This window comes from Streptomyces sp. NPDC058284 (assembly GCF_042881135.1).
Taxonomy (GTDB): Bacteria; Actinomycetota; Actinomycetes; order Streptomycetales; family Streptomycetaceae; genus Streptomyces.
The window spans coordinates 12,232-27,418 of the sequence record NZ_JBHVYE010000041.1; the positions used below are offsets into that span (position 1 = coordinate 12,232).

Below are 15,187 nucleotides of genomic sequence, written 5' to 3' on the forward strand. Positions count from 1 at the left end.
GGAGAACCGGGCACTCCGTAGGACCACGTATCCCTGAGGCCGCGTCCCGTAGAGCCGCTGCCTCAGGAGTCCGGCGACCGCAGTACGCGGAGGTGGCCGCGGCGTGCGACCTCCATCGGGTCCGCCGAGCGCGCGCCGCCACCGCCGGCCTCGGCCGTGCGCTCCTGCGGGCGGGCCGCCTCGCGCACGGCATTGGCGAGGGCTTCGAGGTCGTCGCCGGAGGGGCGGGCCGGGCCTGAGGCGTCGGCGAGCCGTACGACGTCCCAGCCGCGGGGCGCGGTGAGGCGCTCGGAGTGCTGGGCGCACAGGTCGTAGCAGTGGGGTTCGGCGTAGGTGGCGAGGGGGCCGAGGACCGCGGTCGAGTCGGCGTAGACGTACGTCAGCGTCGCGACGGCGGGACGGCCGCAAGCGGTGCGCGAACAGCGACGTACAGGGCTCACAGCGTTGGACGGTACCGCACTCTTGAGCGGGCCGCGACGACTCTCCACGAGGTCACCCCACCGTGTCGTGCCGCACCCCGTGCCCCGCCATGCCGGACGGACACCGCGCTGACCTGCGTGGACACCGGTGACCGCAGGGGTGGACCGTGGTGAATCCGGTCACCACATGGTGCGGATCACGTCATTCGGCGCGAGATCGGCGGTCCGGGAGAGATACGGAATTGAGTCCAAGATTGCTGGAAGGGTGCCGGAACGGTCAGCGAGCGACATGGCGCGCACCACGCGGAAAGGCCGATCTCGGGGACTACGCTTCGTCAGTGATGGACGACCCCGTACAGCCACGTTCCGCAGACCCGAGGCCCCGTCGCCGCGACCGCCACGGCAGGGGCATGCGCGGGCCCGTGGCGCCGCCCCAGGTTCCGCTCTCGGCGAGCCGCGGCGAGGCCTTCACCGACCTCGTGCAGGACTCCGTGGAGCGCCTGGAGCGACGCTGGCCGCAGCTCGGCGAGATGGAATTCATGGTGCTCGAAGTGCCTCCCCTGGGGCGGCCCGACGGGGAGTGGCAGGACGAGGTGGTGCCGTTGGGCGGCACGATCGCGGCGTCCGCGTCCGAGGGGCGGCCCGCCCGCGTGATCATCTACCGCCGACCGGTGGAGATCCGCACCAAGGGGCGCGAGGAGCGCGCGGCGCTCGTGCACGAGGTGGTCGTCGAGCAGGTCGCCGAACTGCTCGGTCTCTCCCCCGAGTCGGTGGACCCGCGCTACGGGGACGAGGACTGAGAACCACTTCCCGCACTCCCCCACGCGCGGGTGGCCTCCTGCCGCCTCCCGACGGCCACCACTTGAGCCGCCGTCACATGAGCCGCCGTCACTTCTGCAGCACCGACAGGTCCCGTTCCGCCTCCGGCACCTCGACCGTCCCCCGGTCGTCCGGCAGCGTCTGGACGGTGAACATCGGGATGCCCTCCTCCGGCGCCGACAGTGTCCGCGCCGCGTGGACCTCGCCTCCGGAGACCTGCTCCACCGTGAGCGCGTAGGTGCCCTTGAGGCCGTCTGGCACCGGCGGATGGTCGATCGCCAGGGTCGTGCCGCCCTTGACCGTGTACGACTTCGTGACGGGTGAGCCGCCCTCGGTGCCGGCCGACGCCGTGACCTTCACCCGCGCCGTCCGGCCCGGGGCGACCAGGGAGAGCGTGGAGCCCTTGGCCCGATTGTCGGCGACCGTCGCCCGCGCGCCCACCGCGCCCGTCGCCGGGATGAACGCCGTCTCCTGCTTGCCGCCCTTGCCGCGGGTGACGCGCAGCGCGGCCACCACGGGCACCGCGGTGTCGGTCGGCGTCAGGAGCAGCGAGCCGGCCTCGCCCTTGGTGAGGTCGCCGAGGTCGACGGCGGCCGTCATGCCGGACTTGACGTGCAGGCTCTCGTGTCCGGCGGGGGTGATGGTGCCGGTCGGCGAGACCAGCTGGACCTTGAGGTCCGCGTCCTCGGCGCCGGGCGCGTAGGCGACCAGGCGTACGGCGGTGGCGTCCTTCGGGATGCCGGGCATGACCTGGCTGCCCGAGGGGTCGGCGGAGGCGGGCAGCCAGTCGCCGCCCAGCTTCTCGTCGGAGGACTGCACGGCCGCCGCGACCCGGCCGCTGCGCGCGGTCACGTGCATCGTGAGGTTCGCGTACCGCTTGTCGGCGAGGGTGGACAGCAGCACCGGGACGCTGGAGTGCGGCTGCACCTGGATCGAGTCGCCCACCTGGGAGGTGACCTCGCCCTCGGGGCCGAACAGTTCCACGTCGACGACGGCGGCGGAGTCGTCCGGGTTCGTCAGATGGATGTAGTCGCTGCGGTCCTTGGCGGTGCTCGCGCCCGGGAACCAGAAGTCGGTGTCGGGCGCCGTGCAGTTGGTGCCGTGCATGCCGCGGCCACTGCCCGCCGCGTACGTCGTGGTCTGCTGCACGGTCCAGCCGGGGGCCAGGCCGCCGTCGGCCGTGCCGATGAGGGCGGGCGCCTCGGCGCCGGACTCCTCGCCCGCGACCGGCTCGCCCGGCGTCTTCTGGGTGAGGAAGGGCTTGGTGTTCTTGCCGTCGTCCTTGGGCGCGTCCGTCAGCGCCTTGGCCACGGGCAGCAGCTCCGCCTTGCCCGCGGCCTCGCCACCGCTCCCCTTCGGGGTGAACGCGGTGTACGAGGTCTCGGCGAGGTCGGAGCCGCTGGGTACCGGGCAGAGCAGGCTGGTGCGCTCGACGGGCTGGCGCGCCGCGGTCTTCGCCGTGTCGTCGCCGGTGTCGTCCGGGCCGCCGGCCGCGGCGTACCCGGTGACGGCGCCGAGCGCGACGACCACGGCGATCAGGGACTGGGTGGTGCGGTTCACTGCTGGCTCCCGTCGGGGCGCTCGCTGTCGGGGCCGTGGGGCGGCTGCGGGGGTGGCGGCGGCATCGGGGGCCGCTGGTGGTCGTACGCGGGGTCGTAGGGCTGCGCGTACTGCTGCTCGCCGCCCTGCTGTTCACCGCCGTACCGATCGCCCCCGTACTGCTCGCCGCCGTACTGCTCGCTCCCGTAGGCACCGCCCACCGTGCCCGCGCCGCCGTAGGACCCGTACGGGTCGTACTGGCCGCCCTGGTAGGGGTCCTGCTGGTACGCAGGCTGCTCGTACGGTCCGGCCTGGTACTCGTCGCCCTGGTACTGGTGACCGCCCTGGTACGGCCGGCCGTCCTCGTACTGCTGCCCGTCCCCGTACGCGTCGTGCTCGGCGCCCACGGGGGCCGGGGTGTCCCACTCCTCGTAGGACCGCGCCTGCTGCGGGACGGCGGCCAGGGCCTCCTCCGAAGGAGGAGGCGGCACGTCCTGGCCCGCCTCCTGCGCGGCCAGCTCGCTCTGGGCGCGCAGCCTGCGCGCCCTGCGGCCCTCGCCCTCGACCGCCTGGGCCGGTACGACGGCCTCCTCGGGGAGGTCGTCGTCGACGTCGCGGCGGCGTCCGGGCAGGGCGAGCACCACGAGGACTACGGCGAGCGCGCCCTGCGCCCACAGCCATGCCGTGTGCGTCAACGGGGTGTCGTAGGTGACGTCCAGGCGACCGCCGACGGTGGGCAGTTCGAAGCCCTGCGCCCAGCCGTCCACGGTGGTGCGGGGCAGCAGGCGTCCGTCGAGGGTCGCCGTCCAGCCCGGGTCCGCCGAGTCGGCGAGCCGCAGGATCCGGCCCCCGTCGCCCGAGTCGATCTTCGTGTGCAGCTCTACGGGTCCTGCCGCGACGGGCTCGGGGTCGCCGGTTCTCGGGACGACGGCGGCGCGCGACACCTGCCGGTCCACGCGCCACAGGGCGCTGCCGTCCTCCTGGCTGAGCCGGGTCAGGCCCGGGGTCGCGTCCAGGGTGCGGCTCATCCGGCGGGGTGCGCCGTCGTGCACCAGTACGTAACGCACGGCGAAGCCGCCGAGCTGGTCGGCCTGGTCCGCGCCGGAACCGGCGACAAGGCGGGCGACGATCTTGTCGAGCCGCTCGTCCTTGGCTGCCGCCGCGGCGAGTTCCGCGTCGCCGAGCCGGCCGCCGGAGCCGCGTACGAGCGTGTAGGAGACCTTGGCGGCCGAGTCGCCGGCGAGGACCAGGGTGCGGGCCTGGTCCTGCGTGCCGCTCTCCTCCGCGACGAACGCGGGCACCTGCACCGGGTCGCGCCGTTCCAGGGGGTCGTCGGCGCCGCCGATCATCCAGCCCGCGGCGACGAGCAGCGGCCCCGCGGCCGCGGCGAACGCGATGAGCGCGGCCACCGGCTGGCGCCAGCCGAAGCTCTGCTCGGCCACCCGCGAGCGCGCACCGTCGGCGCCGAGCGCGGCGGCGGCGAGGAGGGCCATGCCGTAGCCGAGGGTGGCGGGGCCGGCCCAGGCCGAGTGGTTCGACAGGACGGCGAAGACCAGGGAGACCAGGGCGGCCGCCCAGGCCGTGCGCACCGCCCGCTGCCGCTCGCGGCGCAGCAGGGCGCCGAGGGCGGCAAGGACGATGCCGATGAGCAGCAGCCCGTGCACGGTGCCGGGACCGCCGGGGCTGGCGCCGAGCAGGTCGAGGGCGGAGGCGGAGCCCGCGCCGAACTCCAGGCCCGCTTCCTTGAAGAAGCCGAAGGGCAGCAGCGTCAGGGACCACGGCGCGAGGACGAGCAGCGGGGTGCCGAGCGCGGCGAGGAAGCGCAGGCCGTAGGCGCTGATGTCGCCGCGGCGCACCACGAGGAGGGCGAGGCCGAGCACGAGGGCAATCGGCCAGACGATCGGCGTGAAGGCCGTGGCGAGGGTCAGCAGCAGTGCGTACGCCCAGGTGGCGCGCCAGGTGCCGCGGTTGCTCCCGTCGGAGGCGAGGCCGCTCGCCGCGATGCCCGCGCGCGCGATGAGCGGCAGCAGGACGGCGAGGACCGCGGTGCCGATGCGGCCGCCCGCGAGCGCGCCGGTGGCGGCGGGCAGGAAGGCGTACGCGATCGAGGCCCACGCGCGCAGCAGGCGCGAGGTGACGAGCGGGCGGGAGGCGAAGTACGCGGCGAAGCCGGCCAGCGGCACGGAGCCGACGAGCAGCACGGTGACGGCGAGTCCGGTGGAGCCGAAGAGCAGGGTGGACAGGCCCGCCACGAGTGCGAGGTAGGGCGGTGCGCCCTGGGTGCCGCCGGTTCCTACGGGGTGCCAGCCGTCCAGGTAGCGGTCCCACAGGCCCGAGGAGTCGGCGGGCGCGGGCAGCAGCGCGCCGCCCGCGAGTGCGCCGGTGCCGAGCAGGGCGCGGCAGGCGATGAGCGACGCGAAGAGGAGGACGACGAAGAGCACCGGTCCCGGTTTGCGGGCGATGCGCTTGAGGCGGGCGAACTGCTCGATCTCCAGGAAGTCGGCGTCGTCGCCGCCGGGTCCGGACTCGACGGCTCCGTGGCGTCCCGCGCCCGCGGGTGCCTCGGCGTCGGTGGTGCCGAAGAGGCTGCCCGCGGTCTGTTCGACGGTGGCCCGGACGGTGGCGCCGGGCGGCGGGAACAGGGCCCGCATCTCGCCCGCGTCGGGCAGCGGTTTGCCGCGCTGCTTCCGGGCGCTCAGGATGCGCCCGGGGCGCAGCAGCGTCGCAAGCAGGCCCGCGATCTCGTCGAGGGCCTGGCCGGGCGCCTTGCCGACGAGGCAGGCGACGGTGCGCAGGAGCGTGCCGACGACGATCCGGAAGAGGACCCAGGGCAGTACGGCGGTGCGGGCGTTGACGAGCAGGGCGTAGGTCGCGCCCGCCTTGTCCACGCGGTGCGGTGACGTCGCCGTGCGGCCGACGCAGTCGACGGTGCGGCGCTCGCGCGAGGAGGCCTCCGCGTGGCGTACGACGGCGTCGGGGGCGACGAGGACGCGGTGGCCCGCTGCGTGCGCGCGCCAGCAGAGGTCGACGTCGTCGCGCATCAGTGGCAGGCGGCGGTCGAAGCCGCCGAGCTGTTCGTAGACGTCGCGGCGGATCAGCATGCCCGCGGTGGAGACGGAGAGCACGGGCCGTACGTGGTCGTGCTGGCCCTGGTCCTGCTCGCGGCGGTCGAGGCCGGTCCAGCGGCGGCCGCTGTTGGCGATGGAGACGCCGACCTCCAGGAGCTGCCTGCGGTCGTACCAGCCGCGGAGTTTGGGGCCGACGACGGCGACGTCCTTGCCGAGCTCGTGTTCGTTCTCCACGACGCGGAGCAGTTCGGCGAGCGCGTCGGGGTCCGGCGCGCAGTCGTCGTGCAGCAGCCAGAGCCACTGCACCGGTTCGCCGTGCGGCAGGTCGGGCAGGTCGTACGCGTCGTCGCGCCAGCTCCGGCTGACCGGGTCCCAGCCGCTGGGGCGCTTGAGGTACGGAAGCTCTTCGGGGGTGAGCACGTCGGCGGAGCGGACGGCCTCGTCGACGGCGGTGCCGAAGCCGGAGCGGCGCGCGAGGTGCAGCACGCGGTCGGCGCCGAGTGCCTCGGTGACCAGTCGGGCGGAGTCGTCGCCGCTGCCGGTGTCCGCGGCCACCGCGTTCTGCACGGGGCGCTCCTGGCCGAGGAGCCCGGCCAGGGCGTCGGGCAGCCAGCGGGCGCCGTCGTGGGTGACGAGGACGGCGGTCACGACGTGCCGCGGGAACTCGGGAGCGGCAGCGTCGTGGTGACTGGCTGCCGAATGGCTGTGCACGGACATCGAGGTACGGGCCCCGGTTCGATGGACTGCGGTGGACGCCTGCGCCCTGCGGGGGCACGGGGGTGTCTCGGACGGGGCCCCACACTAACGGCTGGCATGAGGACGGCCCGCCGCCTGTGGATAACCCACGGGTGACGGGCCGTTCGTTGCGCATTGGTTGGGGGAGGTGTGTGCCGAATTGGACGGGCGGCACGCCCCGCAGGGGTCCGGTTCCTTCACGTGCTTCCTTCGTCCTGCCTTCGCGTACTGCCTTGGCGTACCGCCTTCTCGTACGCGGGCGAGAGCGCTCGTGCTCAGACCGCGGCCTTCTTCAGCCGGCGCCGCTCACGCTCCGACAGGCCGCCCCAGATACCGAATCTTTCGTCGTTCGCGAGTGCGTACTCGAGGCATTCGGAGCGGACTTCGCAGGCGAGGCAGACCTTCTTGGCCTCGCGAGTGGAGCCGCCCTTCTCGGGGAAGAAGGACTCGGGGTCGGTCTGGGCGCACAGCGCGCGCTCCTGCCAGCCGAGTTCTTCGTCCGCGTCCTCGACCAGCAGTTCCTGAACCAGCTCGGTCATGTGCGCCCCTCGTCTGTCTTGTGCGTCCCCGTGGTGCTGTCGTTACCGATTTCGACTGAACGACACGAGTGAAATTACAAGTGTGCCGATCCGGGCCAGTCAAGCCGAGATCTGCTATTGGGCCCCTTATTCACTCTGCGGAACCAAGGGTATGCGGAAAGTGTTCAAATCGGCATAAACCATGACACCGTCGATGGCCCGTCCGACGCCCCGTCGAACGTTCCCCCCACCGGAGAACCTCAGGAACCTCACGAGGCCTCAATAGGGAGGACGTCGACGTTTGCGTGCCGGTTGCTGCGCCATGTGTCCCGAGAGGCGGGTGCACAAACCTTTCGCCTGAACGATCAACCGGATGAGGTGAAACATCTCTCGCATAGCGGACAGCGAGTTGACACAGAAGGGTGTGAGCGGCTGTTCTGGTGGGCATGCTCGCGAACCAGGCTCTTTCGATGACCCGCACCTGCGGGTCCATCGGTGCTGCCCACGCGCGCTGTCGCTGTTCCTGCTCCAGCTGTTGAGCCACTCCAGCTGTTGAGCCGCGGAGCCCACTCTCTTGGGGCCCGCGTGTTTCTCGCTCTCTCCGCATCCCCCGCGCTTCACCATTCTCGCGACACCCCAGCACTCTTACGTTGAGGAACCACCGCACGATGAACAGCGACAGCGACCTCCAGATCGCCGGCGACCTCCTCGAAGTCCCGCACCTCCTGCAGCCCGCCCGCGAGCACCCCGTCACCGTGGCCGAGTTCGCAGGACTCGGGCGCGCCATCGCCGCCGACCGCGCCCAATGGGCCCACCTCGTCAAGTACGACGCCACCACCCGCTGGTACCACCGGCTGCGCACCGGGCCGGGCTACGAGGTGTGGCTGCTCTCCTGGGTGCCCGGACAGGGCAGCGGCACGCACGACCACGGACGCTCCTCCGGCGTGCTCACCCTCCTTGAGGGTGAGCTGACCGAACACACCGAGCGGGGCACCCGGGCGCTCGGCGCGGGCGCGCAGCGCGCCTTCGCGCCCGGGTACGTCCACGAGGTCGTCAACGACTCCCTGGAACCGGCCGTCAGCCTGCACATCTACTACCCCGGCCTGACCGAGATGCCGATGCACGCCGCCCGGTGCGCCGCCGCCGTCGCCCCCGGCACCGCCGAGGATGCCGTAACCGCCTGACGCACTGTCGTATCCGCCTGACATGCTGGGGTCCATGCGCATTGTGGTCCTGGCCGGCGGTATCGGCGGCGCCCGTTTCCTCCGCGGGCTCAAGAAAGCCGCGCCTGACGCGGACATCACGGTCATCGGCAACACCGGTGACGACATTCACCTGTTCGGGCTGAAGGTCTGCCCCGACCTGGACACCGTGATGTACACGCTCGGCGGCGGCATCAACGAGGAGCAGGGCTGGGGGCGTACGGACGAGACGTTCAAGGTCAAGGAAGAGCTCGCGGCCTACGGCGTCGGACCCGAGTGGTTCGGGCTCGGCGACCGGGACTTCGCCACGCACATCGTGCGGACGCAGATGCTGGGCGCCGGCTACCCGCTCAGCGCCGTCACGCAGGCACTGTGCGAGCGGTGGCAGCCCGGCGTGCGGCTCATCCCCATGTCGGACGACCGCGTCGAGACGCACGTCGCCGTCACGGTCGACGGCGAGCAGAAGGCCGTGCACTTCCAGGAGTACTGGGTGCGGCTGCGCGCCTCCGTGGACGCGCACGCCGTGGTGCCCGTCGGCGCCGAGCAGGCCAAGCCCGCGCCCGGCGTCCTCGAAGCCATCGCCGAGGCCGACATCGTGCTCTTCCCGCCGTCCAACCCGGTGGTGAGCGTCGGCACCATCCTCGCCGTGCCGGGCATCCGCGAGGCCATCGCCGACGCGGGCGTGCCGGTCGTCGGGCTCTCCCCCATCGTGGGCGACTCCCCCGTGCGGGGCATGGCCGACAAGGTCCTCGCGGCCGTGGGCGTGGAGACCAGCGCCGCCGCCGTCGCCGAGCACTACGGCAGCGGCCTTCTCGACGGCTGGCTCGTCGACAGTGTCGACGCGGGCGTGGTGGAGCGGGTGGAGAGCGCCGGGATCCGGTGCCGCGCCGTGCCGCTGATGATGACCGACGTCGACGCCGCCGCCGAGATGGCGCGGCAGGCTCTCACGCTCGCCTCGGAGGTACGCGCGTGAGTGCACCCTCCTACCGCGTGTGGGCCGTGCCCGGACTGCCCGAGGTCCGGCCGGGCGACGACCTGGCCAAGCTGATCGCGGCCGCCGAGCCGGGGCTCGCCGACGGTGACGTGGTCCTGGTCACGTCCAAGATCGTCAGCAAGGCCGAGGGGCGGATCGTCGAGGCGGCCGACCGCGAGGCGGCCATCGACGAGGAGACCGTACGGGTGGTGGCGCGGCGCGGAACCCTGCGCATCGTCGAGAACCGGCAGGGGCTCGTGATGGCGGCGGCCGGGGTCGACGCGTCCAACACCCCGGCGGGGACCGTGCTGCTGCTGCCCCTCGACCCCGACGCGTCGGCCCGTGCCGTGCGGGACGGGCTGCGGGACGCGCTGGGCGTGGACGTCGGCGTCGTCGTCACCGACACCTTCGGGCGGCCCTGGCGTGCCGGGCTCACCGACGTCGCCATCGGGGCGGCCGGGGTGCGGGTCCTGGACGACCTGCGGGGCGGCGTCGACGCGTACGGCAACCCGCTGAGCGCGACCGTCGTCGCCACGGCGGACGAGCTGGCCGCCGCGGGCGACCTCGTCAAGGGGAAGGCCGCGGGGCTGCCGGTCGCGGTGGTCCGCGGGCTGCCGCACGTGGTGGCCGGTGAGGCGGCGGACGCGCCGGACACCGGGGCCCGGGCGCTGGTGCGCGGTGCGCGGGACGACATGTTCCGGCTCGGTACGTCCGAGGCGGTACGGGAAGCGGTGACGCGGCGCCGTACCGTCCGTGAGTTCACGGACGAGGCGGTCGATCCCGGTGCCGTGCGGCGGGCCGTGGCCGCGGCCCTCACCGCGCCCGCGCCGCACCACACGACGCCGTGGCGCTTCGTCCTGCTGGAGTCCGCCGCGTCGCGGGTCGAACTGCTCGACGCGATGCGGGACGCGTGGATCGCGGATCTCCGGCGGGACGGGAGGTCGGAGGAGTCCATCGCCAAGCGGGTCCGCCGGGGTGACGTACTGCGCAAGGCCCCCTATCTGGTGGTGCCGTGCCTGGTGCTGGACGGCGCGCACGCGTACGGGGACGCGCGGCGGGATGCGGCCGAGCGGGAGATGTTCGTGGTCGCGGCGGGGGCGGGGGTGCAGAACTTCCTGGTGGCGCTGGCCGGGGAGCGGTTGGGGTCGGCGTGGGTCTCCTCGACGATGTTCTGCCGGGATGTCGTACGGGATGTCCTCGGGCTGCCGTCGTCCTGGGAGCCGATGGGGGCGGTGGCGGTGGGACACCCTGCGGTTGAGCCGCCGGCTCGGGGTTCGCGGGTTGTGGGGGAGTTTGTTGTGGTGCGGTGACGTCTATGTGTGTGTGGGGGGGCGAGGGTGCGCTGTCCGGTGCGGGCCCGTCGTGGCTGGTCGCGCAGTTCCCCGCGCCCCTAGGGGTGGGCCCCGTGCGTTGTTTGGTGCGGGTGCGTGGGGGTTGGTCGCGCAGTTCCCCGCGCCCCTTGGAGGGGGTTTCCGTCCGTCGTTCGTCCGCGGGTGGTGGTTAGCGACGAGCCGGGGGCATTAGGGGCGCGAGGAACTGCGCGACCAACCACCGCGCACCCGCAGCGGACAACGAGGCGGGGCCACCCCTAGGGGCGCGGGGAACTGCGCGAGCAACCATCGGGTAGCCGCAGCCGACAGGGGCGCGGGGGTGGTGCAGGGGCGCGGGGAACTGCGCGAACGGTCACCGCGTACCCGCAGCGGACCCCGCCGCGTTCACCACGTCGCGATGTTCGTTTTTCTCATTCGGGGAGCCCGGCGGAGCGGCACGCGGCCGCTCAGGAGGAGCAGGCGCGTCGCCCGGTGCCGCTGCCCCGCGTACGGCGCCAGAAGCCTCAGCATCTCCGTGTCGTCCGCGTCACGGTCGTCCGCGAGGGCGTGCCCGATGATGCCGGGAAGGTGGAGATCGCCGACCGTCACCGCATCGGGCGCACCATTGCTGCGCTGGACCGTTTCCGCGGACGTCCAGGGGCCGATGCCGGGGATCACTTCCAGGCGGGCCTGCGCGTCCACGGGCGCCATCGTCGCCGCCTCCTCAAGACGGGACGCCCTCGCGACCGCGCGCAGGATCGTGGACGCCCGCTTGTTGTCCACGCCCGCCTTGTGCCACTCCCAGGAGGGGATCAGGGCCCAGGTACGGGGCGCCGGCATCACGTACATGTGAGGAGGCGTGGGGCCGGGCGCGGGCTCGCCGAACGTGCGGAGCAGGAGGCGCCAGGCCCGGTAGGCCTCGTCCGCGGTGATCTTCTGTTCCAGGATCGACGGGATCAGGGACTCCAGGACCAGACCCGTACGGGCCAGCCGGAGGCCGGGGCGGCGGTGCGCCGTCGCGGCGACCAGGCGGTGGCGCGGGACGAAGAGCGAAGGGTCGTCCGACTCGCCCAGGAGGACGGGGAGCCGGGACAGGAACCAGTCCGCTCCCGGGCCCCACGCCGTCGCCTCCACCGTCCCGGAGCGGGCGGTCACCCGGAGCGTTCCCGGGCCTTCCGGCGTACGGCTCGTGCGCCAGATCGCACCGTCGGGGGTCACCCGGAAGGCGGGGTCGGCCGGGCCCCGGCGCAGCGGGCCGAGGGTCAGGGCGAGGTCCAGGGGGAAGGGCGGCTTCCACGTACGGGTGCGGGCAGGGGTGGGGGCGGGGGTATGGGAACGGGAGGCCTCGGACGCAGCGCGCGGGACGCCCGCCGGTACGGCCGTTTCGCCACCGCGCACGGTGGTGCGGGTGGGGCGCGGGGCGAAACGGGAGGACATCTGTACGAGGGTAGGCGACGGGTGGGCCCCCCGGGACGCGGTCGGTCAGTCCGGGAGGAACCGGGCGCCAGGGCGCTACTGGCCCAGGAAGAGCCGGGGCGCCAGACGCTACCGGCCCAGGCAGAACCGGGACGCCCGCCCACTACCGGCCCAGGCAGAACCGGGACGCCCGCCCACTACCGGCCCGGGCAGAACCGGGACGCCCGGTCACTACTGGTCCGAGGGAGATCCGAGCATTACTGGTCCGACGAGAACCGCACCGCCCCCGCCGGCAACGTGGCCTCGCACCAGACTCGTACGCCCTCGCGCAGCTCGTTGTCGGCGCCGACCGTCGCGCCGTCGCCGATCACCGCCCCCGAGAGCGCCGAGCGGGCGCCGATCCGCGCGCCCTCGCCGATCAGGGAGTCCGTGATGACCGTGCCCGGTTCGATGATCGCGCCGGACAGGACCGTGCTGCCGCAGATGCGCGCGCCCTCGCCGATGCGGGCGTGCTCGCCGATCACCGTGCCGCCGGTGAGCTTGGCGTCGGCGGCCACGGTGGCGCTGGGCAGGGTCAGGCTCTCGCCGCACCGGCCCGGGACCGCCGGGGAGGGGGCGCGGCCGAGGACCAGGTCGGCGGAGCCCCGTACGAACGCCTGGGGCGTGCCCAGGTCCAGCCAGTACGTCGAGTCGACCATGCCCTGGAGGTGGGCGCCGGAGGCGAGGAGGTCGGGGAAGGTCTCGCGTTCGACGGAGACGGGGCGGCCCGCGGGGATCGTGTCGATGACCGAGCGGCGGAAGACGTACGCGCCCGCGTTGATCTGGTCGGTGACGATCTCCTCGGGGGTCTGCGGCTTCTCCAGGAAGGCCGTGACCCTGCCGGTCGGATCGGTGGGGACCAGGCCGTACGCGCGCGGGTCGTCGACCTTGGTGAGGTGCAGGGAGACGTCGGCGCCGGACTCCTCGTGCGTGGCGACCAGGGCGCGGATGTCCAGGCCCGTGAGGATGTCGCCGTTGAAGATCAGGACGGGCTCGTCGGGGGCCGAGCGCAGGTGCGGGGCCACGTTGCGGATGGCGCCGCCGGTGCCGAGTGGCTCGGTCTCGGTGACGTACTCGATGTGCAGGCCGAGCGCCGAGCCGTCGCCGAAGTACGGCTCGAAGACCTCGGCGAGGTAGGAGGTGGCGAGGACGATGTGGTCGACGCCTGCGGCGCGGGCCCGCGCGAGCTGGTGGGTGAGGAACGGGACGCCTGCCGCCGGGACCATCGGTTTGGGGGTGTTGACCGTGAGGGGCCGCAGCCGGGTCCCCTTGCCGCCGACCAGGAGGATCGCTTCTGTCACCTGTCGTCTCTGCTTCCTGCTGGGGCCGGCCGAACTTTGAGTTTCGGCCGGCCAGTGTATGCAGACGGATGTGCAGATCGGGCGGTTCGGGCGGTTCGGGTGGTTCGGGTGGTGCGTCGGGACTCGGCGGCCCGGGACTCAGCGGCCCTGGTAGCGGGCGGCCGAGGTCCGGGTTTTGCCGAGCTTCTTGTACAGGCGGTTGCCGGGGCACTGGGTGGCGAATCCGTCCCGGTGCCCGGAGATCACGTGGAACCGGACCTTCGTGCCCTTCTTGAAGAGATTGCCACCGCCGGACTTCAGGTGCGTAGTACCGCGCGGGTTCACACCGAACAGGCCGAGCTTCCACGCGGTCAGCCGGGCGACGGCTCGCACGGCCGCCTTCGGCGGGCTGACGGTGTTGTACGAGCCGAGGACGGCGATGCCCATGCTCTTGCTGTTGAACCCGAGAGTGTGGGCCCCGAGGACCGGCTTGGCCACACCTCCGGCACGGCCCTCGTAGATGGTTCCGCACTTGTCGACCGCGAAGTTGTAGCCGAAGTCGCGCCAGCCGCTGCTCCTGACGTGGTAGCGGTAGATGCCGCGCAGCACCGACGGGGCCTGTGAGCAGCGGTAGTTGTTGCCGGACGCGCTGTGGTGCAGGAAGGCGGCCTTCACGGTTTTGGTGTACGCGAAGTTCTTCTCGCGGAGCCCCTCGTCGGCGCCCCAGCCCTTGCGCGTGACGATGCGCGGGCGCGGGCCGACGTAGGGCCGTTCCTGACCTGCCACTTCCGGGCCGCCGCGGGCCGCGATCAGCTCGTCCTCCGTCTGCTGCTTCGTCAGTTCGGGAATGACGGTGGCGCCGATCGGCGCGAGATCGGCGTTCGCCGCGGAGGCGGCGTTGGCGGCGGTGGCGTCCGAGGCGGAGGCCGCGGAGGCGGCGGTGGCGTCCGAGGCGGCCGTCATTCCGGAGACGGGGGCGGCCGCGGAGAGGGGGGAGGCCTCGGAGGCGGGAGCCTCGGCGGAGGCCGGGGATTCGGCGGAGGCGGGGGATTTGGCAGAGGCTGAGGATTCGGCGGAGGCGGGGAATTCGGCAGAGGCTGAGGATTCGGCGGAGGCGGTGGCGGAGGAAGCCGCGGAGGCGGGGGGTTTCGCGGCCGGTGCTGTGGAGCGCTCCGGGTCGGTCTGTGCGCTCTGCGGCGGGGGCTCGTCGCCCGGGTCCACCAGTTCGAGGCGCAGGCCCTCGGGGAGCGGGGCCGCGGCGGGCCGGGCCGCGGGCCGCTCCGGCCGTACGCGGATCTCGACGCCGTCCGAGGCGCCGACCCAGAGCGGCGCGGTGGAGCCGCGGACCGTGCCGGCGCCGCGCTCGGCGTCGTCGGGGTCGGGGGCGTGTTCGTGGTTGTGCGTCTCGACGTACTGCCAGCCGGACCAGGCGGCGGTGCCGGTCGCGCGGGTGCGGACCTGGACCGTGCCGTTCAGTTCGGCGTCGGGGTCGTTCCAGACGACGCCCACCAGGGAGAAGGGGTGCACATCGCGTCGGGTCAGGCCTTGTTCGCTCACCCCGGCGGGGCCGAGCGAGCGGTCGGAGGCGAGTGGGGCGAGCGGTAGGGACTGGGTGCTGCCGGGGACCGCCTCCGTGGCGGACCCGGCGGACGGCGGTCCGTCGGGCGCTGCGGCTCGGGCGCCGGACGCCTGCAGAGTGAGGGGCAGGGCCAGAGCGGCCGCGCACGTGACGCCGATCGAGGAAGCAAGGAATCCACGCATACAGCTGATAGTTGGCATACCGGTACATATCTGTCCATTGGGGAACTGACGGGTCGTCGGCCCTGAGCGGGCGATCCGGGTGCCGCACTTCGCCGCCACGCCGGGGGG

General features: G+C 73.1%; 11 protein-coding genes. 4 read left to right on the forward strand and 7 right to left on the reverse strand.

Features of this window, described 5'->3' with window-relative positions:
• Positions 1-62 precede the first annotated feature (62 nt).
• Positions 63-488 carry a DUF3499 domain-containing protein gene (locus ACFVYR_RS35120; RefSeq protein WP_384261692.1) on the reverse strand — a complete coding sequence of 142 codons (426 nt, stop codon included), beginning with the start codon at positions 486-488 and terminating at the stop codon, positions 63-65.
• Positions 489-760: 272 nt separating this feature from the next.
• Here ACFVYR_RS35120 and ACFVYR_RS35125 point away from each other — a divergent pair, with 272 nt between their 5' ends.
• Entirely contained in the window at positions 761-1,219 is a 459-nt protein-coding gene (locus tag ACFVYR_RS35125; protein WP_384261694.1) for a metallopeptidase family protein, read from the forward strand.
• Positions 1,220-1,307: 88 nt separating this feature from the next.
• Here the strand turns inward: ACFVYR_RS35125 and ACFVYR_RS35130 are convergent, their stop codons facing one another.
• From ACFVYR_RS35130 to ACFVYR_RS35140, 3 genes are all read right to left on the reverse strand, one after another.
• Entirely contained in the window at positions 1,308-2,798 is a 1,491-nt protein-coding gene (locus ACFVYR_RS35130; RefSeq protein ID WP_384261696.1) for a DUF5719 family protein, read from the reverse strand.
• Entirely contained in the window at positions 2,795-6,562 is a 3,768-nt protein-coding gene (locus tag ACFVYR_RS35135) for a glycosyltransferase (protein WP_384261699.1), read from the reverse strand. The genes ACFVYR_RS35130 and ACFVYR_RS35135 overlap by 4 nt, the downstream gene beginning before the upstream one ends.
• 293 nt (positions 6,563-6,855) lie before the next feature.
• On the reverse strand, positions 6,856-7,119 hold the full coding sequence (locus ACFVYR_RS35140) for a WhiB family transcriptional regulator (RefSeq protein ID WP_016642094.1): 264 nt from the start codon (positions 7,117-7,119) through the stop codon (positions 6,856-6,858).
• A gap of 647 nt (positions 7,120-7,766) precedes the next feature.
• Between ACFVYR_RS35140 and ACFVYR_RS35145 the strand changes: the two genes are divergently transcribed.
• Genes ACFVYR_RS35145 through ACFVYR_RS35155 form a run of 3 tightly spaced genes read left to right on the forward strand, consistent with a single transcriptional unit; the run spans position 7,767 to position 10,583 of the window.
• On the forward strand, positions 7,767-8,282 hold the full coding sequence (locus ACFVYR_RS35145; RefSeq protein WP_384261701.1) for a cysteine dioxygenase: 516 nt from the start codon (positions 7,767-7,769) through the stop codon (positions 8,280-8,282).
• A gap of 34 nt (positions 8,283-8,316) precedes the next feature.
• Positions 8,317-9,273, forward strand: a complete 957-nt coding sequence (gene cofD / locus ACFVYR_RS35150; protein ID WP_384261703.1) for a 2-phospho-L-lactate transferase — start codon at positions 8,317-8,319, stop codon at positions 9,271-9,273.
• Positions 9,270-10,583 (forward strand): coenzyme F420-0:L-glutamate ligase, encoded by a 1,314-nt coding sequence (locus tag ACFVYR_RS35155; protein WP_384261705.1) that lies wholly within the window; start codon positions 9,270-9,272, stop codon positions 10,581-10,583. The genes cofD and ACFVYR_RS35155 overlap by 4 nt, the downstream gene beginning before the upstream one ends.
• A 405-nt stretch (positions 10,584-10,988) precedes the next feature.
• Here the strand turns inward: ACFVYR_RS35155 and ACFVYR_RS35160 are convergent, their stop codons facing one another.
• The 3 genes from ACFVYR_RS35160 to ACFVYR_RS35170 form a co-directional block, all read right to left on the reverse strand.
• On the reverse strand, positions 10,989-12,020 hold the full coding sequence (locus ACFVYR_RS35160) for a DNA-3-methyladenine glycosylase family protein (protein WP_384261708.1): 1,032 nt from the start codon (positions 12,018-12,020) through the stop codon (positions 10,989-10,991).
• A gap of 236 nt (positions 12,021-12,256) precedes the next feature.
• Positions 12,257-13,339, reverse strand: a complete 1,083-nt coding sequence (locus ACFVYR_RS35165) for a sugar phosphate nucleotidyltransferase (RefSeq protein ID WP_384261710.1) — start codon at positions 13,337-13,339, stop codon at positions 12,257-12,259.
• A gap of 138 nt (positions 13,340-13,477) precedes the next feature.
• Entirely contained in the window at positions 13,478-15,079 is a 1,602-nt protein-coding gene (locus ACFVYR_RS35170) for a peptidoglycan recognition protein (protein WP_384261712.1), read from the reverse strand.
• Positions 15,080-15,187: the final 108 nt, after the last annotated feature.

Bases quoted from the DNA above. Each gene is read 5' to 3' on its own strand.
- ACFVYR_RS35125 (WP_384261694.1), top strand. From the start codon at position 761: ATGGACGACCCCGTACAGCCACGTTCCGCAGACCCGAGGCCCCGTCGC.
- ACFVYR_RS35135 (WP_384261699.1), bottom strand. From the start codon at position 6,562: ATGTCCGTGCACAGCCATTCGGCAGCCAGTCACCACGACGCTGCCGCT.
- ACFVYR_RS35140 (WP_016642094.1), bottom strand. From the start codon at position 7,119: ATGACCGAGCTGGTTCAGGAACTGCTGGTCGAGGACGCGGACGAAGAA.
- ACFVYR_RS35145 (WP_384261701.1), top strand. From the start codon at position 7,767: ATGAACAGCGACAGCGACCTCCAGATCGCCGGCGACCTCCTCGAAGTC.
- cofD (WP_384261703.1), top strand. From the start codon at position 8,317: ATGCGCATTGTGGTCCTGGCCGGCGGTATCGGCGGCGCCCGTTTCCTC.
- ACFVYR_RS35160 (WP_384261708.1), bottom strand. From the start codon at position 12,020: ATGTCCTCCCGTTTCGCCCCGCGCCCCACCCGCACCACCGTGCGCGGT.
- ACFVYR_RS35170 (WP_384261712.1), bottom strand. From the start codon at position 15,079: ATGCGTGGATTCCTTGCTTCCTCGATCGGCGTCACGTGCGCGGCCGCT.